Annotated in this window: 22 protein-coding genes and 1 pseudogene; 15 read left to right on the plus strand and 8 right to left on the minus strand. The window is 68.6% G+C overall.

Annotated elements, in window-relative coordinates:
- The 5 genes from DFQ14_RS14075 to DFQ14_RS14100 form a co-directional block, all read right to left on the minus strand.
- Window positions 1-118: biotin carboxylase N-terminal domain-containing protein (locus DFQ14_RS14075; protein ID WP_147275572.1), on the minus strand; the 118-nt coding region annotated here is incomplete at its 3' end.
- 746 nt (window positions 119-864) lie between these two features.
- Entirely contained in the window at window positions 865-2097 is a 1233-nt protein-coding gene (locus DFQ14_RS14085) for a TetR/AcrR family transcriptional regulator (protein ID WP_246195637.1), read from the minus strand.
- Window positions 2098-2320: 223 nt separating this feature from the next.
- Window positions 2321-3865 (minus strand): tripartite tricarboxylate transporter permease, encoded by a 1545-nt coding sequence (locus DFQ14_RS14090; RefSeq protein ID WP_114453752.1) that lies wholly within the window; start codon window positions 3863-3865, stop codon window positions 2321-2323.
- Window positions 3866-4360, minus strand: a complete 495-nt coding sequence (locus DFQ14_RS14095; RefSeq protein ID WP_114453753.1) for a tripartite tricarboxylate transporter TctB family protein — start codon at window positions 4358-4360, stop codon at window positions 3866-3868.
- Window positions 4357-5361, minus strand: a complete 1005-nt coding sequence (locus DFQ14_RS14100; protein WP_114453754.1) for a Bug family tripartite tricarboxylate transporter substrate binding protein — start codon at window positions 5359-5361, stop codon at window positions 4357-4359. The genes DFQ14_RS14095 and DFQ14_RS14100 overlap by 4 nt, the downstream gene beginning before the upstream one ends.
- A gap of 173 nt (window positions 5362-5534) precedes the next feature.
- Between DFQ14_RS14100 and DFQ14_RS14105 the strand changes: the two genes are divergently transcribed.
- The 3 genes from DFQ14_RS14105 to DFQ14_RS14115 all read left to right on the plus strand — a co-directional run bounded on the left by DFQ14_RS14105 (window position 5535) and on the right by DFQ14_RS14115 (window position 8860).
- Entirely contained in the window at window positions 5535-7190 is a 1656-nt protein-coding gene (locus DFQ14_RS14105) for an ATP-binding protein (protein ID WP_246195636.1), read from the plus strand.
- On the plus strand, window positions 7187-7870 hold the full coding sequence (locus DFQ14_RS14110) for a response regulator (RefSeq protein WP_114453755.1): 684 nt from the start codon (window positions 7187-7189) through the stop codon (window positions 7868-7870). The genes DFQ14_RS14105 and DFQ14_RS14110 overlap by 4 nt, the downstream gene beginning before the upstream one ends.
- Before the next feature lie 81 nt (window positions 7871-7951).
- Window positions 7952-8860, plus strand: a complete 909-nt coding sequence (locus DFQ14_RS14115; protein ID WP_114453756.1) for an alpha/beta hydrolase — start codon at window positions 7952-7954, stop codon at window positions 8858-8860.
- 139 nt (window positions 8861-8999) lie between these two features.
- On the opposite strand, the gene DFQ14_RS14120 is transcribed toward DFQ14_RS14115, so the two are convergent.
- Together DFQ14_RS14120 and DFQ14_RS14125 are read right to left on the minus strand one after the other, a co-directional pair.
- Window positions 9000-9956, minus strand: a complete 957-nt coding sequence (locus DFQ14_RS14120; RefSeq protein ID WP_114453891.1) for an acyl-CoA desaturase — start codon at window positions 9954-9956, stop codon at window positions 9000-9002.
- Between the two features lie 182 nt (window positions 9957-10138).
- Window positions 10139-10654: a hypothetical protein gene (locus DFQ14_RS14125; protein ID WP_141921335.1), complete on the minus strand. Its 516-nt coding sequence runs from the start codon at window positions 10652-10654 to the stop codon at window positions 10139-10141.
- A gap of 217 nt (window positions 10655-10871) precedes the next feature.
- Here DFQ14_RS14125 and DFQ14_RS14130 point away from each other — a divergent pair, with 217 nt between their 5' ends.
- Entirely contained in the window at window positions 10872-11600 is a 729-nt protein-coding gene (locus DFQ14_RS14130; RefSeq protein ID WP_114453758.1) for a DsbA family protein, read from the plus strand.
- 75 nt (window positions 11601-11675) lie between these two features.
- Here DFQ14_RS14130 and DFQ14_RS14135 read toward each other — a convergent pair whose 3' ends face one another.
- Entirely contained in the window at window positions 11676-13022 is a 1347-nt protein-coding gene (locus DFQ14_RS14135) for a dihydrolipoyl dehydrogenase family protein (RefSeq protein ID WP_114453759.1), read from the minus strand.
- Window positions 13023-13729: 707 nt separating this feature from the next.
- Between DFQ14_RS14135 and DFQ14_RS14140 the strand changes: the two genes are divergently transcribed.
- From DFQ14_RS14140 to DFQ14_RS14190, 11 genes and pseudogenes are all read left to right on the plus strand, one after another.
- Window positions 13730-16246, plus strand: coding sequence for a GcvT family protein (locus DFQ14_RS14140; RefSeq protein ID WP_114453760.1), 2517 nt, complete (start codon window positions 13730-13732; stop codon window positions 16244-16246).
- Between the two features lie 13 nt (window positions 16247-16259).
- On the plus strand, window positions 16260-17024 hold the full coding sequence (locus DFQ14_RS14145; protein ID WP_114453761.1) for an electron transfer flavoprotein subunit beta/FixA family protein: 765 nt from the start codon (window positions 16260-16262) through the stop codon (window positions 17022-17024).
- A gap of 3 nt (window positions 17025-17027) precedes the next feature.
- Window positions 17028-18008, plus strand: a complete 981-nt coding sequence (locus DFQ14_RS14150) for an electron transfer flavoprotein subunit alpha/FixB family protein (protein ID WP_114453762.1) — start codon at window positions 17028-17030, stop codon at window positions 18006-18008.
- 88 nt (window positions 18009-18096) lie between these two features.
- On the plus strand, window positions 18097-18963 hold the full coding sequence (locus DFQ14_RS14155) for an alpha amylase C-terminal domain-containing protein (protein ID WP_114453763.1): 867 nt from the start codon (window positions 18097-18099) through the stop codon (window positions 18961-18963).
- A gap of 120 nt (window positions 18964-19083) precedes the next feature.
- Window positions 19084-19272 (plus strand): hypothetical protein, encoded by a 189-nt coding sequence (locus DFQ14_RS21670; protein ID WP_141921334.1) that lies wholly within the window; start codon window positions 19084-19086, stop codon window positions 19270-19272.
- A 14-nt stretch (window positions 19273-19286) separates the two neighbouring features.
- A complete protein-coding gene (locus tag DFQ14_RS14165; protein ID WP_114453892.1) occupies window positions 19287-20345 on the plus strand; it encodes a maleylacetate reductase in 1059 nt (352 codons plus the stop codon).
- Window positions 20346-20348: 3 nt separating this feature from the next.
- Window positions 20349-20696: pseudogene (locus DFQ14_RS14170) on the plus strand (dioxygenase family protein); the annotation flags it as partial.
- 604 nt (window positions 20697-21300) lie between these two features.
- On the plus strand, window positions 21301-21504 hold the full coding sequence (locus tag DFQ14_RS14175; RefSeq protein WP_114453765.1) for a cold-shock protein: 204 nt from the start codon (window positions 21301-21303) through the stop codon (window positions 21502-21504).
- 339 nt (window positions 21505-21843) lie between these two features.
- On the plus strand, window positions 21844-22221 hold the full coding sequence (locus DFQ14_RS14180) for an STAS domain-containing protein (RefSeq protein ID WP_114453766.1): 378 nt from the start codon (window positions 21844-21846) through the stop codon (window positions 22219-22221).
- Entirely contained in the window at window positions 22221-22397 is a 177-nt protein-coding gene (locus DFQ14_RS14185) for a DUF2188 domain-containing protein (RefSeq protein WP_114453893.1), read from the plus strand. Before DFQ14_RS14180 ends, DFQ14_RS14185 begins: the two co-directional genes overlap by 1 nt.
- A gap of 311 nt (window positions 22398-22708) precedes the next feature.
- Window positions 22709-23761, plus strand: a complete 1053-nt coding sequence (locus DFQ14_RS14190) for a zinc-dependent alcohol dehydrogenase family protein (RefSeq protein ID WP_114453767.1) — start codon at window positions 22709-22711, stop codon at window positions 23759-23761.
- Window positions 23762-23763: the final 2 nt, after the last annotated feature.

Raw genomic sequence — 23763 nt, forward strand, 5'->3', positions numbered from 1 at the left:
CCGCCACACTGGCAATCCCCTCATCGGCGCAGGCCCGCACCACCCGCACCGCAATCTCACCGCGATTCGCCACCAACACCTTGCGCAATCGCGCAGCCGAACCACCCGCGGTGCTCATGGCGTTCTGGTCACCGGTCCTCTCGACCAAGGTTCCTCGCTCTCACTCACTGTCGCGGCCACGTGCCGGCACCGATCGTCGAATACGGTGCGGACGTGGCCTTCCCGGAAACGGCGCCGAACTAGCCGCGTACTCTGCTCTCTTCGCGCGTGGACCGAAGCCAGCGGCTGACACCGGCATGAACACCGGCCGGCACCGCCTTGCGGGGATCACGGGGGCGACCAAGCGCGGCCTGATAGCACGGGCGGCACACAACACCGATCGGGCGGATGCGCGGTTGACCATCCGGCAGATACAGCCCGGATTCGGCAATCTCCTGGCACTGTCCTACATGTCCTGCCTGATTGCACAAGCAGCTGCACAGTGAGCCCATCACAGTTCTCCTCTTCGGCTTCCCCTGCCGTGCACGAACGACCCGGTCGAGGCGGAGCGCTCTTCTCCAGGTCCTCGTCGACCCTTCGTGTCGTGCGCACGGGGCCGCAGGACGAACCCACCGTTGGTGACGCAACCGCACAATGCGCCGCCGGCACCCGCACACCGGTGCTGCATGCCCGAAGAATCGCCTCAGCCACCGCCGCGAAGCTCTTTGCCGGACAGTAGCCGCAACACCCGCGCCCGTCAACATGCAAGTGATTCGACACTAGGTTCTGCCACTGCTCGTAGCTGTCATCACCTGCAGTTTTATTCACTAGGTGAACAATGAATAGGCCCATCTTGCCGCAGTGGTAGCACCACGACCGGAGCGGTCACGAAGTGGCGCCGGACGATACAGGGCCGTCGCTCCACAACCGGGCGGACACGTCGAACAGCAACGACCTTCCGACACCGACGACCGCATCGATGTCGCGCAAAGCTCCGGTTCGAGCCATGTCGTTGGCGACAGTCAGTGCTCCGTGAACGAGGATGCCCGCGGCCGAATCATCGAGCTCCGGACGGGCCTCACGCAGCAGAGCCACCCACTCGGTCACGTACTCACGCTGAATCTGACGCGCCCGGTGACGTTCCGCAGCAGGCAGGTGGTCGACTTCGCCCACCAGGATGTCGATGAACCCGCTCTCGTCGGAAACGAATCCGGCATACAGCCGCATCAACGCACCGAGCGCGTCGACAGCATCGTGCGCGCCGGCCAACGTCCGTTCGAGCTCGACCTCCAACCACGCCTCCCCTCGCGCGATCACGCTCGCCAGGAGGTCCTGCTTGCTGGCAAAGTGGCTGTACACGCTCGGACCGGTGATGCCGACCGCGGCACCGATGTCCTCGATGGTCACGGCCGCGTACCCACGCTCGGCGAACAGCCGGGTCGCCGCCGACAGCAGCAGCCCGCGCCGGGCGACACGGTGCCGGGCCACGTTCCCCGGCACCGCACCTGCCTCGTTCACCGTGGAAGGGGCCGCGATCACGGGGCGTTCGATCACCGCCCGCACCATCTCGGCCAGCAGCACCTCGAAATCGGCTCTCGGCAGATCCAGGCGGTGATACGACGGGCTGGTCACCGTACTGAACAAGCACCAACCCCGAAAGCGGGCGTCCTCCGCGCTGAGCCCGTCATGATGGGCACGCGTGAGATCGCCGAGCCCCGAAGCGACACGGCGCAGTGCTTCCTTGAGCTCCTCCCGAGCCTGCCCGGTGACGTTGCGTGCTTCCCGCTGCCAGAGAACCCCGAGCCGGCGATGCTCGAGAGCCATCGCGGCCAGGCGCACCACCACACGGTCGGCATTCCCGGCATGCACACCATCCAGCAGATCCAGGAACGGGCGCAGCTCACCGAGCACCGCACGCGCCAGCAGCTGTTGCTTACCGTCGACATGGCGGTACAGCGCCGACGGCCGGACGCCGACCTCCTTGGCGATGTCGCTCATACCGACCTGGGCATAACCCTGCCGATGGAACAACTCCGACGCTGCCGCCGTGATGAGGTCCCGACGATTGCGCGGCCGCACGGCCCGGCCGGAATCGCTCCCGCTGCTCGTCCTCGCCACTACCTCGTCCTCTGCTCGATCCACCTCGCGGCAAAGCGTGGCGCCCGGCATTCCGGCGGCCAAGCAGCCCAGTACCGGTCCCCGACGCCGCTCCAGTATCCACGGCGACCACCGGCGACGGCGGCGCCGAGGGTGCAGCGTGCCCTCGGCGCCGCCGTCCACGGGCTCCTCCCGCACGCCTGCCGCCGGTGTGGTGCCCGACTCGTTCCGGCCCCGGCTTCCTTCAGGGCTCCTCACCGGCCGGGGCCTCGGCACGCTCCTGCGATCCGGTCTGCTCACCGCGGTCGATGCGGCGTCGAAGGAACCGGCCGACAACCGGCACCAGCAGCATCAACGCCGCCACACCGAGCAGACCGATCGAGATGGGACTGTCCACAAGTACCGTGTAGTCCCCCTGCGAGATCGCAAGCGCCCGTCGCAGCTGCCGCTCCGCGAGCGGGCCCAGGATCACCCCGATGACCGCGGGCGCCAGCGGCACGCCGAAGCGCCGCATGACGGCACCGAGAGCGCCCAGCACGAACAGCACGACGAGATCGACCAGCTGCGCGTTGACGGCATAGACTCCGAGAGCGGCGAACAGCACGATGCCCGCGTACAGGTAGGGCCGGGGGATCTTCAGCACGCGCGCCCACACGGGAGCCAGCGGGAGATTGAGCACCAGCAGCATCGCGTTGCCGATGAACATGCTCGCGATGAGTCCCCACACCAGGACGGGATCCTTGTCGAACAGCAAGGGTCCCGGTTGCAACCCGTACTGCTGAAAGGCCGCCAGGATGATCGCCGCGGTCGCCGAAGTGGGCAGACCGAGAGTCAGCAGCGGCACGAGCACCCCGGTGGCCGACGCGTTGTTGGCGGCTTCCGGACCCGCGACCCCTTCGATCGCGCCGTGCCCGAACTCCTTGCGGCGCCGGGCGAGCCGCTTTTCGAGGCTGTAGGACAGGAACGTCGGTATCTCCGAGCCACCGGCAGGCAGGGAGCCGAGCGGAAAGCCCAGTACCGTCCCCCGAAGCCACGGTTTCCAGGAGCGGGCGAGGTCGGAGCGATTCAACCACGGTCGGCCGACGGGGATCACGCCGTGACCCGATTGGCGCAGCCGGGAGGCCACCCACAGCGCTTCCCCCACGGCGAAGAGCCCGACCGCCACGATCACCACATCGACACCGTTGAGCAGCTGCGCCACCCCGAAGGTCAACCTCGGTTGGCCGGTCTGGCTGTCGATGCCGATCAGCCCGATCGTCAGCCCGAGGGCAAGCGAGGCCAGCCCCCGTACCAGCGACCCGCCCAGGACGGCCGAGACGGTGGCGAAGGCCAGCATCATGAGAGCGAAGAACTCCGCGGGTCCGAAGGACAATGCGATGTCCACAATGCGCGGAGCCGCGAACGCGAGGGCGGCCGTGGCGATGAGCCCGGCCACGAACGAGCCCAACGCCGCGGTGGCCAGCGCCTGCGCGCCCCGCCCCTTGCGCGCCATCTTGTTGCCTTCGAGCGCGGTCATCATCGAGGCACTCTCACCGGGCGTGTTGAGCAGGATCGACGTGGTCGAGCCGCCGTACATGCCGCCGTAGTAGATCCCCGCGAACATGATGAACGCGCTGACCGGATCGAGCGTGAAGGTCACCGGCAGCAGAAGTGCCACGGCCATCGCCGGACCGATCCCGGGAAGCACCCCCACGGCGGTTCCCAGCGTCACCCCGACGAGAGCGTAGAGCAGGTTCATCGGAGAGATCGCGGTCGCGAACCCCTGCAGCAGCAACTCGAGGGAATCCACCTACAACACCCCCTCGAACACCCCGGCAGGCAGCGATACGCCGAGAAGGTGGGAGAAGACGAGGTAGACGACCGTGGACAGGACGATGGCCACCCCGGCTGCCCGCAGCCATCGGCGGGCGCCGAGAGCGACCGCGACGCCCCAGAAGAGCACGGCTCCGGCAATCAGCCATCCGGTGATGCGCAGCAGCGCCACATGGGTGAAGAAGGCGGCGCCGACGGAGGCCACCGCTCGCCAGTCGCTGGGGCGGGACAGGTCGACGTCCTCGCCCGCGTCCGGCTCGCCGTGCCCACCACGCAGCACGTCGATGCCCAGCCAGACACCGATCCCCAGGAGCACAGCACCCACGACGGTGGGAAAGACCCGGGGCCCCACAACGTTGACCGTTGCCGGTGTTTCGAGCGTCGCCGTGTTGACCAGGACCAGGCCGCCGATCAGGACGACCAGCGCGGCCAGACCGAGCTCGGCCCGGCCGCGCAGCCACTCGTTGTTCATGCCAGGCCCAGATCCTTCAGCACGCTCGTGACCTGCTTGCGCTCGCCGTCCAGGAAGGCCTTGAACTCCTCACCGGTGGTGAAGCTGTCCTTCCAGTTGTTCTTCTCCAGCGCCTGCTGCCACTGCTCGGTGCCGTGCATCTTCTCCACGGCCTGGATCAGCGCCTGTTTTTCGTCCGGCTTCAAACCCGGTGGTGCCACGAAACCGCGCCAGTTCGCCAGCGACAGATCCACCCCGGCCTGCTTGATGGTGGGGATGTCGATGCCCTCCATCGGCGTGGGGCTGGAGACGGCCAGTGCCCGCAGCTTGCCCGCCTTGATCTGACCGATGTATTCGGCCAGACCGGAGATGCCCGCATCGACCTTGCCGCCGAGGATGGCGGCCAGCGACTGGCCGCCACCGGAAAAGGCGACGTAGTTGACCTTGGTCGGGTCGACACCGGCTTTCTGGGCCAGCAGTCCGGCCAGGATCTGGTCCACACCGCCGGCCGAGCCTCCCGCGATCGCCACGCTGCCCGGATCCTTCTTCCAGGCGGCGATGAGGTCGCCGAGGTTCTTGTACGGGGAGTCCGCGGGCACCACGATGACCTCGTAGGCACTGGTGAGCCGCGCGATCGGGGTGACATCCCGCAGTGTGTGCCGGGAATCGTTGGTCTGGACCGCGCCGACCATGACCAGCCCGGTCGTCATCAGCAGGTTGCCGTTGCCCCGCTCACCCGCCAGCCGGGAAAGACCGATGGTGCCGCCCGCGCCGGGCACGTTGAACACCTCGACCGTGTCGGCGACTCCTGCTTTCTCCATCGACTGCTGAGCGGTGCGGGACGTGAGATCCCAGCCCCCACCGGGTGATGCGGGCGCCATGATCCGCAGGCGATCGAGCGCTACGCCGCCGGATCCTTCTCCGCTGCCTCCCCCGGCGGCTCCGCCGCAGCCAGCCAGCGTCAGCGCGAGCGCACACGCTGCCGCGACAAAGGCCGCCGGCCGGGAACGTCTGATACGCATGAGGCTCCTCTCCTCAGGGCTCTGCACGCCACTGTTTGCGATGCGCCGGACTCTGCGGCCTCATGCGGCAGCCGTCGACATTGCGGTCATTGGATACGTAAAGGTCGTTTTGGTCACGACCTCTCCTTGCCGGCCGGCGGTATCGTGCGGCTCACTCGACTTCGGGAGGAGCAGTGCAGCCAGCAGTGGGCCGAGCCGCGCGGCGGTGCCGATTGTCGCTGGCCACGCAGATGCTGATCGTGCAGCTCGTGATCCTGGCGATCACGGTCGGTGCGGGCGCGGCGGTCACCGTCTACCGCGCCCGCCAGCAGCTCGACCGGTATCACGGTCAGCGCTGTCTCGCGATCGCGGAGTCCGTCGCCGCCATGCCCGCCATCCGCCACGCGTTCGACGACCCGAAGCCCTCGGCAACCATCCAGCCGATCGCCGAGGCCGTCCGGCAAGCCTCGGAGGCGACCTTCGTCGTCGTCGCCAACAACCGGGGGATCCGCCATGCCCATCCAGATCCGTGGAAAATCGGCAGGCCGTTGTCCACGGATCCGAGTCCGGCGCTCGCCGGGCACACCTACATCGGGGTGCAGACCGGCACGCTCGGCCGCTCCGTGCGCGCCAAGGTTCCGATCTACGGCGATGAAGGCACGATCCTCGGCCTGGTCTCGGTGGGCATCCTCACCGAGCACGTCGTCGAGCAGTTGTGGCGCAACGTCCCCGACATCCTCATCTACCTCAGCGGGGCCCTGCTGCTCGGTGCGAGCGCAGCGGCGCTGCTGGCCCGGCGCGTCAAGCGGCAGACATTCGGACTGGAGCCCGCCGAGATCGGCCGGCTCGTCGAACAGCGGGAGGCGATGCTGGAAGGTATCCGCGAGGGCGTCATCGGTTTCGACGACCAGCGACGCGTCACCCTCGTCAACGACGAGGCACGTCGCTTGCTCGACCTGCCGCAACGATGTCTCGGCAGGGAACTGACGGAACTACAGCTGCCCGACCGGCTCGTGGACGTGCTCAGCGGAGCCGCCCACGACCCGGACGAGGTGGTGTTGCGGCGCGGGCGCGTGCTCGCCCTCAACTGGATGCCCGTCCGGGTCCGTGGTGAGGACACCGGCACGGTGATCACGCTGCGCGATCGCACGGAGTTGGACACGCTGACCCGGGAGCTGGACGGTGCTCGCAGCACCACGGACGCACTGCGAGCTCAGGGACACGAGTTCTTCAACAAACTGCACACCGTGGCGGGCCTCCTCGAACTCGAGGAGTACGACGAGGCAAAACAGTTCCTCAGTCGCACCACGGCCGCGCACGAGCGCCTCGCCGATCAGGTGTCCGGACGCATCAGCGAACCCGCGCTGGCCGCTCTGCTCGTGGCGAAGTCGGCAGCAGCCGCCGAGCGCGGCGCGGAACTGCGCATTGCCGAAGGCACCCGCTTCTGCGCCGGCGACGATCCGGACGTGTCGGCGCTGCTGACCGTCGTCGGCAATCTCACCGACAACGCGCTGGAAGCACTCGACACGGCCGGCGGCTGGGTGGAGGTCCTGGTGCGGCGCGGCGACGACGGCACACTCGTGCGGGTCCGCGACTCCGGCCCCGGCGTGGCACCCGAGCTGGCACGGGAAGTGTTCAGCCAGGGCTTCACGACCAAGGTCGCCCGTTCCGCGGGCAGCCGCGGCCTCGGGCTGGCCCTGACCCGGCAGGCCTGCATACGCCGGGGAGGCTGGGCCGACGTCCACAACGAGGAAGGCGCGGTGTTCACCGCGTTCCTCCCGCACGCGCGGACCGAGGCACCGTCCGGCGACGGCGCGGACGAGCCGGTGGGTTCGGGGGTGGGTGCATGATCCGGGTCCTCGTCGTCGACGACGACTTCATGGTCGCCCGCGTGAACCGCGATTACGTCGAACGCGTGCCGGGTTTCACGGTGGTGGGCGAAGCACATACCGGAACGGCCGCCCTGGACGCTGTCGAGAGGCTGCGTCCGGATCTCGTGCTGCTGGACATCTACCTGCCCGATCTCTCCGGGCTCGAGGTACTGCGGCGGCTGCGTACGCATCAGCGTGTGCCGGTTGATGTGCTGGCGGTGACGGCGGCGCGAGGTGTCGATGCCGTCCGCGAGGCGATGCAGGGCGGCGTGGTGCACTACCTGATCAAGCCCTTCACCTTCGCCGCACTGCGCGAACGGCTCGATCGGTACGCCGATGCCCGCCGCCGGCTGGAGCACACCGGTGAAGCCGGCCAGGACGAGGTGGATCAGCTGTTCGGCTCGCTGCACGCACCCGGGAATCGTCCGCTGCCCAAAGGGCTGTCCGCGGCGACCTGCGATGTCGTCGCCGGCGTCCTCGACGACGCCGGCGACGAGCTGTCCGCGGCCGCAACCGCGGCGCGCGCCGGTCTGTCCCGGGTGAGCGCACGCCGCTATCTGGAATACCTCGTCGACACCGGCCGGGCTCAGCTGCGGCTGCAGTACGGCGGCGCCGGACGCCCGGAGCATCGCTACCGCACCACCTCCGAGGAGTCCTAGACGGGTGGAACTGCGCGCCTCAACCGGCAGAATGACACCCCCTGCGACCGGTCGGCCCACAACGGCGGGAAGAGGACGACGATGCCGGAGAACACCTTCCATCCCGATCTGCGCCTCGCACGGTTCCTGCCGAGCGCGGCGGTTGGCCCGCGCAGCCTGCCCGTGATTCGCAAGCTCACGAAGTTCGTCCGGGGCGACGCACGGTCGAATGCGCAGGTCGTACCGGTCGACGCGAACGTGTCGGTGCGTGTGTTCCGGCCTGCCTCGGCCCGGCGTCCTGCACCGGGGCTGCTGTGGATCCACGGCGGTGGGTACGTCCTCGGCACCGCCGCGATGGAGGACCGCCGCTGCCGCCACTTCGCCAACCGGCTGGGCGCCGTGGTGGCCTCGGTGGAATACCGGCTGGCCCCGGAGCACCCGTTCCCGGCGCCGCTGGAGGACTGCTACGCCGGGCTGCGCTGGCTGGCCGAGCAGCCCGGCATCGACCCGGCGCGCATCGCGATCGGTGGTGAAAGTGCCAGCGGTGGTCTGGCCGCCGCGCTGGCGCTGCTGGCCAAGGAACGCGATGAGGTGCACCCGGTGCTGCAACTGCTGTCGTATCCGATGCTGGACGACCGGACCACGGCACGCACCGACATCGACCCACGTCGGCTGCGCGTGTGGAACCAGAACAGCAACCGCTTCGGGTGGCGCGCCTACCTCGGTCCGGCGGCCAACGGCGATGTGCCACCGTTGGCCGCACCGGCCCGATACACCGATCTCTCCGGACTGCCGCCGGCCTGGCTCGGCGTCGGTACCAACGACCTGTTCCACGACGAGGACCTCACCTACGCCGAGCGGCTGCAGCACGCCGGCGTGCCGTGCACGCTGCACGTGGTGCCCGGCGCCTACCACGGCTTCGATGCCGTCGAAGCCAAGGCGGGTGTCTCCCGCGAGTTCCTGCGGGCGAAGGTGACCGCGCTGGACGAGGCGCTCAACGGCGGCGGATGATCGACGAGTAGTGCACGAACACGAACTCGGGAAATCCCGAGGAACCGCTCCGCACAACCCCACCGATAGTCCCCACGCCCAGCACGCTTGCCGACGGGGTCGATAGCCGTGCGGTGGGCCCACTCGCTCACGAGCGCGGTTACCCGCGCTGCGGGGTGCGCTTGGCCAGGCGTTGCGGCGTGGGCCAGCGAACCTGATACGCCCAGCCGAGCTTTTCCAGCACCCAGATCACGCGGGCCGAGATGTCGAGCTGGCCGCGGCCGACTCCGTGGCGGGCGCAGGTCGGGTCGGCGTGGTGGGAGTTGTGCCAGGACTCGCCGAAGGACGCGATGGCCAGCGGCCAGAAGTTGGCCGCCTTGTCGCGGGAGGCGAACGGACGTTCGCCAACCATGTGGCAGATGGAGTTGACCGCCCAGGTGACGTGGTGCAGCACGCCGACCCGCACGAGACCGGCCCAGAAGAAAGCCGTCAGTGCGCCCCACCAGGACCAGGTGAGCAGCCCACCCAGCAGCGCGGGCAGGATCAGCGTCGCCAGGGTGAACACCGGAAACAAATTGTTGACCCGGGCGATCCCACGGTCGGCGAGCAGATCGGGAGCGAATTTCTTCCTGTTGGTCTGATTCCGCTGAAAGAACCAACCCATGTGGGCGTGCCAGAACCCGCGGACCAAAGCAACCGGCCCGGTGCCGTACAGCCACGGCGAGTGCGGATCGCCTTCCTTGTCGGCGTAGGCGTGGTGACGGCGATGGTCGGCCACCCACTGGATCACCGGCCCCTGCACCGCGAAACTGCCCGCCACGGCCAGCGCGATGCGGAGCGGCTTTCGAGCCTTGAACGACCGGTGCGTGAAGTAGCGGTGAAAGCCCATCGTCACCCCGAGGCAGCTCACACCGTAGAAGAACAGAGCCAAGCCGACATCCACCCACCCCAGCCCCCAGCCCCACGCGACGGGCACAGCAGCCAGTAAGGCCAGCAACGGCGTGACGGTGAACAGGGCGATCAGAACGATTTCGCTTCGTGGATGTGGGCGTTCGACGATCGCAGCGGGCGCGCCGCCGGATCGCGTCTTCTGCGAAGGGGGCACTGTCGTGGCCATCGAACCATCTCCCCGGACGTTGAGTGCCTTGCGTGCTCGGAACACCAGGAGCTGAAGTGACTCAGCGCACGAGTACCCGCTTTCCCGCTCGAGCATGTCAACACGCGGAAGAATCATCAGCACACGGCATCAGAGGCGCTCAAAGGGACTGCGCTCGTCGACTTCGCGCCCCTCCTCCTCGCTCACTGTTCACAGTGCCCAGCAATCCACGATGGGGATCTGCTGCGGTGCTTGCGAGCGATCACCTGTGGTTCGGGAGCCAGCCGCCCAGCGACGACGATGCCGTACAAGACATGGTCGGCCGCGATCAGGGCGCGGCTCAGTGTCCTGGTCTGCTTGGCACGCTGCACACCCAGCAGCGGCGCGATGCCGGCTTCGAAGCTCGCCCAGATGGCCAATCCGTAGACGGGACCGATGCCCGGGTAGGCCCGCATCCGCGGCGGAAGCATGCCGAACACCACGCCGCCGGTCGCACCGTATGACCAGTGGGCCAACTCGGTCAGCGCGGTACGGTGCTGCTGCGGGAGCCGTTGGATACCGGCCGGGGCGTGCCTGTCGACAATCGCCTCCGGCGGACTCTGTCCCACAAGACCGACGTTCGCGGTCACCGTACGGATGCCCGTCATGGCCATTGCTGCGACCAATCCTCGTGCACCCGCCCGTGTCACCGTCCACACGTTGCGATTCAACACAGACACGAAACCACCTCGCACGGCCAGTCCTGCCCGACGATTCGGACGGGACCGGCCACGTGCGCGCTGCGGGAACGGCTTCGCTGGACCAGGCCCGACCTTCACCGCAGGAGCATGCCAAGCACGCTCGTGATGTGCAGCCGGTGGCAGCGAGGAAGCCGAGGACCGGCGCCTGAGCCGTTTCGGTCCGCCCGTGCCGGTGGAGCCGGGTTAGTCTGTGCCGATGGCCGATGCGGACATCCATTTCTACTTCGACCCGGTGTGCCCGTTCTGCTGGATGACCAGCAAGTGGGTGCGCACGGTGCAGGCCCAGCGCGGCTACACGGTGGACTGGCGGTTCATCTCGCTACGGCTGGTCAACGCCACGGTCGACTACGACGCGCAGTTCCCACCCGAATACGAGGCGGGCCACACCGCAGGGCTGCGGCTGCTGCGGATGGCGGCTCGCACCCGTGCCGAGCACGGACGCGACGCCGTCGCCCTCCTGTACACCGCGCTAGGGGACCACATCTTCGACCGGGAGCCGGTGCCCGACACCGCCACGGACCACGGGTACCGCGGCACCCGCGAGTTCGTGGAGCCGGTCCTGGCCGAGGCAGGACTGCCGAGCGAGCTCGCCGACGCGCTGGACGACGCCGGCCGGGACGAGGAGATCCGCGCCGAGACCGACGAGGCGCTGGCGCTGACCGGTAAGGACGTCGGCACGCCGATTCTGCACTTCGAGCCTCCCACGGGCGTGGCTTTCTTCGGACCGGTGATCAGCCGCCTGCCCGGCGACGAACAGGCCCTCGAGCTCTGGGACCACGTCATCGGCCTGGCCCGCTTTCCCGGTTTCGCCGAGCTGAAGCGCAGCCTGCGTGAGCGTCCGCAACTGCGCGCGCTCGGAGTCGGCGAGGACGACGTGGGCACACAGGAGGACTGGCACGGCGGTAGCCGCCGCCAAAAACGCTGACACGACCCACCCGCGCGCGGCGGGAAACAGGCCAGGACCGACCGTGCCTCGAAGGCAAGGTCCGCCAACGGTGCCTCAGACCTGGAGAGTTTCGAGGGCCTTGAGGTAGGCCTCGCTGTAGGTGGGGAACTGGGGGATGGTGTCGAGCAGCGTCTCGAGGGGGATCCGGGCGCGGATGGCCAGGGCGGCCTGATGGATCCACTCCTCGGCCAGCGGTGCCACTGCCCAGGCACCGATGAGGACCTGGCGTCGGCGGTCGGCGAGCAGGCCGAGAGTGCCGCGCGGGTCGGTTTCATACGTCCAGGGCCGGGCGAGGACCTGGGTCAGGTCGAGCTCGGTGGTGGCGACGTCGATGCCGCGTTCGCGGGCTTGGGCGGTGGTGAGACCGACCGCGGCGATCTCGGGGTCGGTGAACACGACCCGCGGGATGGCCGTGTAGTTGGTGATGCGGTCGTGACCGAGAATGTTGTCGGCGACCACGCGTCCCTGGTACTGGGCGAGGTGGGTGAACAGCGACACGCCGGTGAGGTCGCCGACGGCCCACAGGCCGTCGGTCACCCGGCAGCGCTCGTCCACGTCCACGCCGCTGTGGTCGCCCGTGATGCCGACGCTGTCCAGGCCGAGACCGTCGAGGCGGGCGCGTCGCCCCGCGGCGAGCACGATCACGTCGGTCCGTACCGCGGCGCCGTCGTCGAGCTCGACGACCGTGTCGGTGCCGTCACGGTAGGTGCGCCGAGCCTGCGTGTCCGTGCGTATGTCGATGCCCTCGTCGGCGAGGTGAGCGGCGACCAGTTCTCCCACGCGGGGTTCTTCGCGGCCCAGCAGGCGAGGACCGCGTTGCACGATGGTCACGGCCGTGCCCATGCGGGCGAGGAAGTGGCCGAGTTCGATGCCGACGGCGCTGCCTCCGATGAGCACGGCACGTTCGGGGATCTCGTGCAGCGTGGTGGCCTCCCGGTTGGTCCACACCGTCACATCGCCAAGACCCTCGATCGGCGGGGAAGCGGTCTCGGAGCCGGTGGCCAGGATGACGTGCTCGGCGCGGAGCTGCTGCCCGTTGACCTCCACCTGCCCGGGCCCGGCCAGCCGTGCCGGGCCCTGAACGACACGTGCCCCGCGAGCACGGTAACTCTCGACCTGCTGGGAATCGTCGAGGTGCCGGATCATCGTGTCGCGGTGGCCCCGCACACCCACCCAGTCCAGTGCGGGCTGCTGCAAGCCCGCGGCGCGGTCGGCTTCGCCGCGGGCCTCGGTCGGCCGCAGCAGAGTTTTGGACGGGATGCAGGCCCAATAGCCGCACTCCCCACCGATGAGTTCCCGCTCGATGACCGCCACTCGCCGGCCGGCGTCGAGCAGCCGGGAGGCGACCACTTCGCCGCCGGGCCCCATACCGATCACGATCGCGTCGAAGCCCTCACTCATCTTGCCCCCTCGCAGCGAGGCCGTATGACGGTTGCGCCTTGCACGAATGGTCAGCCACGGCAGCCGCGAACACCAGATGGCTTCGGCAACGCCCCTGCCCGACCATCGTGACCAGGACGTCCGGGTTCGGTCGCACCACAATGACCTCGCTACAGCGGAGAGCACCGCAGCCGCTTCCCCAGGCGCCGACCCGGCGCGCGCACCACCGAGCGCTCGGCCACGGCCGTCCACCGAGGCGACCGCCGAGACCATCGACGACTCGCGCACCTCGAGAGCTTGCCCGAGCAACAGAATGTGATTCAGTTTCAAATGAAGCAACGCGTTGCGCATGAGGCATGCTATATTTATCATCGCATTGTGATGAAGATCACAAACGTACGTTCCTCGTCGGGCAGCCCTCCACTGCCCGACCCGATCGCGCTCGATCCTGGCTGCAGCAACGTGCGCAGCCTCGGCGAGAGGACGTGCTCCCCGCTCCGAGACCGGCTGATCCCCCTGCAGATCCGGCCGGAGACGACGATCGAACGACGACGACGACCACAGCGCCATCGTGAGCGCGCTGGACAAACTCGACGCACGCACAGCCGGCTCCGGCTGCAGGCCACCGATCCAGCTGGATCCGCGCGACCACGTCGTCGGATTCGACCAGGAGATACGGGCAGTGCTCTGACGCATCCGACCGTCACAACAACCCGATTGGAGTCCCCATGAACACACTGCCTGGCAGCGCCGACGTCGTCGTCATCGGTGCAGGAATCGCGGGCAACTCGGTGGCCCACCACCTCGCGCAAGCCGGCTGGCGCAACATCGTGCTGCTGGACAAAGGGCCCCTGCCCGACCCCGGAGGTTCGACCGGGCACGCCTCCAACTTCATCTTCCCCGTCGACCACTCCAAGGAGATCACCGCGATCACCGTGGACTCGATGCACCAGTACGAGAAGCTGGGCACGATGACCACATCGGGCGGCATCGAAATCGCCCGCAGCGAGGCACGCGCCGAAGAGCTCAAGCGCCGCATGGCCTCGGCGACGGCGTGGGGCATCCATTCCGAGCTCATCAGCCCCGCGAAAGTGGCAGAACTCGTTCCGTTCCTCGATTCGAGCATCGTCAAGCTCGGTTTCTGGACCCCCTCGGTCGCGGTGGTCGACCCCCTGCAGAGCGGAGCGCTCATGCGGGAACAGGCCCAAGCGCTCGGAGCACTGACCGTGTCGGCCAACACCGAAGTCACCGGCATCGACACGCAGCGCGGCAGGGTGTCGAAGGTCCGCACCGACCGCGGCGACATCGACACCGACACGGTCGTCGTCGCCTGCGGAGTCTGGAGCCCGCGCATCGCGCAGATGGCCGGCGCCCGAATCCCGCTCGTCCCGGTCGTGCATCAGCTGATCGACGTCGGCCCCATCCCGGAGCTGGAACAGACCCACTCCGAAATCGGCTACCCGATCGTGCGCGACATGGACCCGCTCATGTACGAGCGGCAAAGTGGTGCCGACCTCGAGATCGGCTCCTACGCACACCGGGCGATCATGCACGAGCCCGACGACATCCCGTCGTACGAGGCAGCACAGCTCTCGCCCACTCAGTTGCCGTTCACCCAGGAAGACTTCGACCCGCAGATGGAAGACGCCCTCGAGCTGTTCCCGCAGATCTTGAACACGCCCGGGGCGGGGATCCGGCACTCCATCAACGGGCTGCTGTCGTTGACACCGGACGGCGGTCCACTGCTGGGTGAGACACCGGAGGTGAAGGGACTGTGGTCGGCGGCCTCCGTCTGGATCAAGGAAGGTCCCGGGGTCGGCAGGTTGCTCGCCGAGTGGATGACCCACGGCAGCACCGAGATCGATCTGCACAGCGCGGACATCGCCCGCTTCTACCCGAACCAGCGCACCACGACGCACGTCCGGGCACGCGCCGACGAGGGATTCAACAAGATCTACGGGATCGTGCACCCGAACGAGCAGTGGGAATCCAACCGCGGGCAACGGCTCTCCCCGTTCCACCCCCGCGAAGTCGAACTGGGAGCCACGTTCTTCGAAGTCGGCGGATGGGAGCGGCCGCACTGGTACGAGTCGAACAGGCCGTTGCTCGAGGAGTACGCCGACCGCATCAGCGACCGTCCGCACGAATGGGATGCGCGCTGGTGGTCGCCGATCATCAACGCCGAGCATCTCGCCATGCGCGAACGCGTCGCCATGATCGACCTGACGGCCTTCGCGCAGTTCGATGTCTCCGGTCCCGGCGCCGTCGACTACCTGCAGCGCATGGCCCTCGCCCAGGTGGACAAGGACGTCGGCAAGGCCATCTACACGCCGATCCTGGACTACTACGGCGGCTTCCGCAGCGACCTGACGATCATCCGGCTCGGCACGGATTCCTTCCGCATCATCACAGGTGGGGCGGACGGCGCGCGCGACAAGAAGTGGTTCACCGACCACCTTCCCGAGGACGGATCGGTCGCGTTCGCCGATGTGACCTCAGCGGTGTGCACCATCGGGCTCTGGGGTCCGCGCGCTCGCGACGTCCTGTCCGCGGTCACCGAGGACGACGTGTCGTCGCAGGCGTTCCCCTTCGGCACGGCGCAGCACATCACTGTGGACGGAGTGCCCACTCTCGCCCTCAAGATCTCCTACGTCGGCGACCTCGGGTGGGAGCTCCACGCCCCGTTCGAGCAGGGGTTGCGACTGTGGGACGCGCTGTTCGAAGCGGGCCGCGAACACGGCGTCGTGCCCGCGGGCATCGGTGTGTACGGCACGACGGGCCGGCTGGAGAAGGGCTACCGGCTCATGGGAGCCGAGCTCGAACTCGAATACAACCCGGTCGAAGCGGGACTCGCCCTGCCGAAGGTGAAATCGCCCGACTTCATCGGCAAGGAGCCGTATCTCAAGGCCCGTGAACACGGCCCCGAGGCCACATTGTGCACGTTGACGATGGACGACCACACCGACTCCACCGGGGTGCGCCGCTACCCGCAGGCGCACTCGCCGATCCTGACCACGACCGGCGACCGGATCGTCGACAGCAAGGGCAGGGGCGCCTATGTCACCAGCGCCGGATCGGCTCCCACGCTCGGCGAGTACCTGCTCATGGGCTACCTCCCCGCTCCGTACGCGACGGAAGGCACCGGCCTGCTCGTGGAGTACATGGGCGAGCGCTACCCGGTCACGGTCGCCCGAGCCGGGCGTACCCCGCTGTTCGACCCCGACGACGAACGTATGAAGGCCTGACGGAGGTACCACGATGCGAGTACTCGTCTGTATCAAGCGTGTCCCCGCCCCCGGGGGGAAGGTCCTGATCACCGAGGACGGCACGGACATCGACACCCGCCACCTCGGATTCACCATCGGCCCTCACGAGGAGTGCGCCGTCGAAGAGGCCGTGCAGCTCGTCGCCGAGCACGGCGGCCATGTCACCGTGCTCACCGCGGGACCCCCCGAGGCGGAAGAGCAACTGCGCTACGCGCTGTCCATGGGGGCCAATGCCGGCGTGCTCGTCGAGCACGGTGCCCACGACCCGCAGGCCACGGCGACAGCGCTGACGGAAACGATCAGGACGTTGGAATCCGAGGACGGGAACTTCGATCTCATCCTGTTCGGCAACGAGTCGGCGGACGTGGGCAACTACCAGGTCGGCATCCGGGTCGCGTGCGCACTCGAACGCCCCGTCGTCGGCGGTATCAAGGGCATCGACGTCGCCGACGAGAGCACCCACGTATTGCTGCACCGGGAAAACGCCGACGGGGTCGAGGTGTATCAAGCTCCGCTGCCTGCGGTCGCCGCCGTCAAGGAAGGTCTCAACCTTCCGCGCTATCCCAGCATTCAAGGCAGGCTTCGGGCGAAGAAAGCACCCCTGCGCACCGTTCAACCGAAAACGGCCCCCGGTGGCCTGCGCACGGTGCAACTGCGCCAACCCCCGGAGAAACAACACGAGACCGTCGTGCTCGGGTACGGCGCCGATGCGGCCGACTCCGTCGTCGACCTTCTTACCGAGAAGGGAGTGGTGTGAACCATGTTGCTCGTCCTCGTCGAAGACGATTCGGGAGCCGTTTCCGGTGGTTCCCAGGAAGCGCTCACGCTTGCCCACGGGCTCGCGACGGACCTGAACGTGCCCGTACATGCCGCCGCGTTCGGGACACGCGGGGAGTTCGCGGCCACGCTGGGCGCGTACGGCGTGTCCACACTGCACCTGCTCGAAGGGCCGTTCGCGGACGCCTACTCACCCGAGTGCTGGGGCGCCGCCCTCGCCGAACTGGTCCGGCACATCGGGGCCATCGGCGTCATCGCGGCCGCAAGCGAGTGGGGCAACGAAGTCCTGGCCCATGCTTCCGCGCGCACGGGAGAAGCGTTCGCCAGCAACTGCGTCACGGTGGACGCGGGCCAACAGTGGAGCCTGACCCGAGTGCGCGGTGGCGGGATGCTGCTCGAAGACGCCGAACTGGCCGGGGCGGTCAAGTTCGTCAGCCTCACGCCCGGCGCCGTCGAACCGGCCGAGCTGCCGATACCTCAGCAAATCACCACCGACTCGTTCGTCCCCGAAAGCACCGACACTCTCGTGCACAGCACGATCGTCGACCGCAAGTCCCGCGGTGCCGGTGTCGCACTGTCCACGGCGCGGGTGGTTGTCTCCGGTGGGCGCGGGGTCGGCAGCGCCGAAGGATTCGAGAGCCTGGAGGAGCTGGCCGAGCTGCTCGGCGGTGCTGTCGGCTGTTCCCGGGTGGCCACGAACAGCGGGTGGCGGCCGCACAGTGACCAGGTCGGTCTGACGGGCACGAAGATCGCCGCCGACCTCTACATCGCGTGCGGCATCAGCGGCGCGACCCAGCACTGGGTGGGCTGCATGGGAGCCAAGTCCATTCTCGCGATCAACACCGACCCCGAAGCCCCCCTGGTGACCCGTGCGGATTACGCGGTCATCGGCGATGTGCACCAGGTTCTGCCCGCGATCCTCGAGCGGGCTCGGGCGCGCAAACAGGTCCAGGGAGTTGCCTGAGGACCTGGGTCGGCCTTCCCGGTAGAGCAGGTGGCGGCGGTGGAACCGCCGCCACCGAGCGTGGGCGCGGGAGAGCAGTGCCACGGCGATGACCCCGACACCTCTTACCGAAGTGCCGTGGAACAGCCCCTGCTCCCCACGATGTGGTTTCCGCATCGACGCCGCCAAACACATCCCGGCTGCGGACATCGCCGCGATCGAGGACCGGCTCACCGAACCGGTCTACCTCTACCAGGAGGTGATCCACGGCGCGGGCGAGCCGATCACCCCCGAGGAATACACCGCCAACGGCGACGTCACCGAGTTCCGCTACGGACGTGACCTGGCCAAGATCTTCGATCACGAAAAGCTCGCCCATCTGCGGACCTTCGCCTCGGTGCTGCCCTCGGAGCAGGCCGTGGTGTTCACCGACAACCACGACACCCAGCGGCACGGCGACGTGCTGACCCATGCCGACGGGCGTACCCACGAACTGGCGAACGCCTTCATGCTGGCCTGGCCCTACGGCACACCGCGGGTGATGAGCAGCTACGCGTTCTCCGACCCCGACGCGGGCCCGCCCACCGCCGGCTCCGGCATCACCGAGGACGTCGACTGCTCCGCGGCGGCCTGGCAGTGCGAGCACCGGCAGCCACGGATCGCCAACATGGTCGAATTCCACAACGTCGTCCAGGGCACCGGGGTGACCGGGTGGTGGGACAACGGCAACGACTCCATCGCGTTCGGCCGCGGCGACCGCGGTTACCTCGTCCTCAACGACGAGGATTCGGCGTTGACCGGCCGCTCGTTCCACACCTCCCTGCCCGCGGGAACCTACTGCGATGTTTTCCACGGCAGGGTCACCGCCACCGGATGCACCGGCCCGACCTACACCGTCAACGCAGCCGGCTGGTTCCGCGCCGATGTCGCCGCCCACGACGGCGTGGCACTACACGCCGGCGCGAATGTGGGTTGAGACCCTGTGCACCTCGGTCGTGGTGCGCGCCCGGAGGCCCTCACCACCGAACAACAGCGACTTTGGAACGTGCTCGGCGGGCGCTGCGTGCGGATCGGGACCGAGGATTCCGACTGTGATGTGCTCGACGTGGAAGGCGCCTACGCGAACTGGCTCGACGACATCGGCGCCGACTTCGTGATCCTGCGCCCGGACTTCCACGTCGCCGCCACAACCGCGGACCCAGTACGACTGCGCTCCCATCTCGAGACCATCCTGAACGAACTGCATCTGACCGCCGACGGCCGCGCGACGGCCACCGCCGAATGAAAGCGAGAATGTCCATGAGCCTGGTTTTCGACCACATCACCCTCGGCCAGCGCGTGCGGTTCGCAGCAGGCCACGCCGCGGACAACCTGGCTGCCGAAGTGGACCGGCTCGGCGCCGAGCGAGTCATGGTGATCGCCGCACCCGGCGAAGCGGCCCTCGCCGAGACCGTCACAGCAGACATCGACGTGACCGTGCACCACGACGACGTCGCCCCGCACGTTCCGCTCGACAAGGCCGACAAGGCCCGCACCGTCGCCACCGAGAACGGCATCGACCTGCTGGTGAGCATCGGCGGCGGATCGACCACCGGCCTGGCCAAGGCCGTGGCGATGACCACCGGCCTGCCGATCGTCGCCGTGCCCACCACCTATGCCGGATCCGAAGCCACCAACGTGTGGGGGTTGACCGAGTCGGCCCGCAAGACCACCGGTGTCGATGACAAGGTCCTGCCCACCACGGTGATCTACGACGCCACCCTGACGTTGTCGTTGCCGGTGGAGTTGTCGATCGCCTCCGGCCTGAACGGCATGGCGCACTGCATCGACTCGATGTGGGCCCCGCGTGCCGACCCGATCAACCGGGCCCTGGCCGCCGAGGGCATCCGCGCACTCGCCGCCGGTCTGCCCGCGATCAAACACGACCCGCAGGACCTGGCCGGACGGGAACAGGCCCTATACGGGGCGTATCTGTCCGCGGTGGCGTTCGCCTCCGCCGGGTCCGGTCTGCACCACAAGATCTGCCACGTGCTCGGTGGCGCCTACGACATGCCCCACGCCGAAACCCACGCCACCGTGCTGCCGTACGTGCTCGCGCTCAACGCAGCCGCAGCGCCGGAAGCCGCCTCCCGCATCGCCGCGGCGTTCGGCAGCGCCACCGCCGTCGAGGGCCTCAACGCGCTGCGAGCCACGCTGGACGCGCCCCGGGCATTGCAGGACTACGGGTTGGCCGAGGAGAACATCCCCGAGGCCGCGGAGAAGATCCTGCCCGTCGTTCCCGAGACGAATCCCCGAGCGGTCAGCAGGGCCGACCTGGAAGAACTCCTGCGCGCCGCCCACGCAGGCAGCACCCGGTGAAGGGAATACGGCGAGTACCGCTTCTGGGGCCTGACACCGGTGCCCTACCCCATCCCGCACGACGGTCCGGTCGGCGCGATGCTCGAATCCGTGGACCGCTCGCCGGTACGTGCCGCACACCTGCACTTCATGGTCACCGCGGACGATCTGCGCACACTCGTCACGCACATCTTCGTCGACGGTGACCCGCAGATCGCCATCGGCGACAGCGTCTTCGGCGTCAAGGAATCGTTGATCAAGCAGTTCACCCAGCAGGACCCGGGCACCCCCACCCCCGACGGGCGGGACCTCGGTGACCGGTCCTGGGCCCGGGCCCGGTTCGGCATCGTCCTCGCCCCCGCCGGAACCTGACTGCCGGGTCTTGTCCGGACCGGACTCGGGTTTTTGTCGGATGCATGCCGCGGTCACCTTCGTGCGTGCGTGCTCGATCAGGGTGCGCATGTCGAGACACATCGGGTGTGCACTCGGCCAGCGCAGTTCGCGATGACCTTCCTGCAGCACCTCAGTACGTAAACGAGGTGGCTACCGGGCCCCGGCGCCGTCCCCGAGCGGGCAGCACCGGCACATCGGTAGGGAGGTGGCCATGCGCCACGAGCGGCTCACGAGGTGTGGTTCCACCACGGACAGTCCTACCTCGAACTGCGCGCCTCCGACCTTCCCGCCACCGAGTAGCACCCGTCGCCACGGCCTGCGCGAGCATCGGCTCGCCGTGTGCTCCGAGCGAGCAGAGATCAGCACCAGCGGAGGGTGCGTGATCACGGTCGTGCGGAACGTGTAGGGTCCAGGGTGGTCGTTGTTTCTGGGTTCGTGTTCGCGCACGCTCGCAGGATGTTGATGCGGGCGCGCTGCTGTCTTTGGTTGTCGCTGGAGTAGGCCGCCGTCTGAGATCCCGGCCCGGGACTGCCGCGTGGTGCGGCGTCCCGTGATCCCTCCCAGCTGCTGAATGGAGACGCACATGACTCAGGGAACCGTGAAGTGGTTCAACTCGGAGAAGGGCTTCGGCTTCATCGCTCCCGACGCGGGCGGGCCGGACGTGTTCGTGCACTACTCGGCCATCGACGGCAGGGGGTTCCGCACCCTCGAGGAGAACCAGCAGGTGACCTACGACGTCACCCAGGGCCCCAAGGGCGCCCAAGCCGAGCTCGTCCGCGCGGTCTGAGACCCCGCTGACTCACTCCCTGGCCCGCGCGCCTCGTGTGCGGGCCAGGGGCCGGGCGCTGCTGGCGCACCCGCCCGCTCGTGCGGTGTAACGGCCCCGCGCCGGACGATCCACCAGCACAGCAGCACATCTGCGCCGCCGCGACGCCGCTGCCCACCGCAGGGCGCGTGATCGTCGAGCACGCCGCCTGTGCTGCGCACCGAGACCCCTCTTGTTCCCCGGTCGAGCCGGTCCGTGCACAGCGGGACGGCTCCCGCCCCTTCCCTTACTTGCGGCCTGCAGCCGCGACGCACCGCGTCCGCGCCAGGACGAGATCCTTCCGAACGTATTGGAGCCCCCATGCGGGCCATCATGTCCCCCCTGATCACCACGCCTGCTGTGTTCACCGTGCATGGTGATCTCGCCGGCCCCGACGTTGCCGGGCTGGCCGAGCGGCTCTGGCCGCACCTGCTGACCGCGCCACCGGAGACGGTCCTGAACCTCGGCGCGGCCGCCACCATCGACAGCGCAGGCGTGGACCTGCTGGCCGCCGCGCACACCTACGCCGTACACCGCGGATGTGCGCTGCACATCATCAACGCCACGCCACGCGTGCAGCGCGCACTGCACGCAGCCGGAACGAGCACGGGCCCGGTGAGCACTCCCCACACGGAGTCCACCACAGCCACGGCACCCATCGAGGCGCCGTGGCACCCTCGCGCGGCGGTGATGGCCTGATGCGCCCCATCCGGCACGTCGCGCGGACGTTGTCCGACGATGCCTGGCAGATCACCGGTGCCGACGGCCAGCACACCGCGCGGGTCATCGGCACCGCCGCCGACGCCGTTGCCCGTGCCCACCACCAGCTCGCCGCCTACGGCGGAGGCCGCGTGCTCGTCACCGACACCGACTGACACCACCACCCCGCACCCGAGCCCCGCATGCTTGCGGTGGGACCCGCTACGGCCTCACCCGGCTGCAGAGACGAACGTTCACGAGACGCTCCCACTGCCGTAAGACCGCAACCGTCGCGCGAGTGCGTCGACGAGCCCCTGCGAGCCACCGACCGCGTGCCACTGCCCGAGCCCTTCCGGAAGCACTGCGCGACCGACACTCGATCTGATCACCGGTTGACCAAGCCGGCAAACCCGACCCCGCCATCGGTCGCCGTCGGCGGCCCGCGGTTAGGCTGCCCGGTGGCATCGACGTCGGAAGGAACCGGAGCATGCGCGCCATCGTGATCGAGGAGTTCGGCGAGCAGCCACGGCTGCGCACGGTGCCCGACCCGGTTCCGACGGAGGACGGTGTGGTGATCGCGGTCGAGGCCACCGGAGTGTGCCGCAGCGACTGGCACACCTGGCAGGGACACGATCCCGACGTCACCCTGCCGCACGTGGCCGGGCACGAACTGGCAGGGCGGATCTCGGCCGTGGGCAGCCGGGTTCGCGGCTGGAACCTCGGCGACCGGGTCACGGTGCCGTTCGTGTGCGCCTGCGGGGTGTGCCCGCAGTGCGCCGCGGGCCACCAGCAGGTGTGCGAGCGCCAGTTCCAGCCGGGTGCCACGCACTGGGGTTCCTTCGCCGAGCAGGTCGCCATCGAGCGGGCCGACAGCAATCTCGTCGGCCTTCCCGACCATCTCGGCTCGGCGACCGCGGCCGCGCTGGGATGCCGGTTCGCCACCGCCTTCCGCGCGGTGCTGCGCCAGGGACAACTACAGGCAGGGCAGTGGGTCGCGGTGCACGGATGCGGTGGTGCCGGGATCTCGGCGGTGACCATCGCCGCCGCGGCCGGAGCCAACGTCGTCGCCGTCGACCTCTCCTCCGACGCGCTCGATCATGCCGTCGACCTGGGCGCGACAGCCACGATCAACGGCACCGAGATCCCCGACACGGCCCGGGCCGTCCGCGAGGTCACCGGCGGCGGCGCACACGTGTCGCTGGACTGCGTCGGACATCCCGACACCTGCGCCGCGTCGGTGTCCGCACTGCGCACCCGCGGCACCCACGTCCAGCTCGGATTGATGCCTCCCGAACAGGGAGCGGCCGCCATTCCCATGCATCGGGTGATCGCCCGGGAGCTGCGCATCGTCGGCACCCACGGCCTGCAGGCTCATGAATACCCGGACATGCTGCGGCTGGTCACCGGTGCCGGACTCGACCTGGAACAGCTCATCGGCCGGCGCATCGGACTCGACGACGTTCCCGAAGCTCTGATGGCCATGAACGACCCGGTCCCCACGCACAGCGGCATCACCGTCGTCGAACTCGACCACACCTGAGC

Origin of the sequence: Halopolyspora algeriensis (assembly GCF_003337235.1) — a bacterium.
GTDB lineage: Bacteria > Actinomycetota > Actinomycetes > Mycobacteriales > Pseudonocardiaceae > Haloactinomyces > Haloactinomyces algeriensis.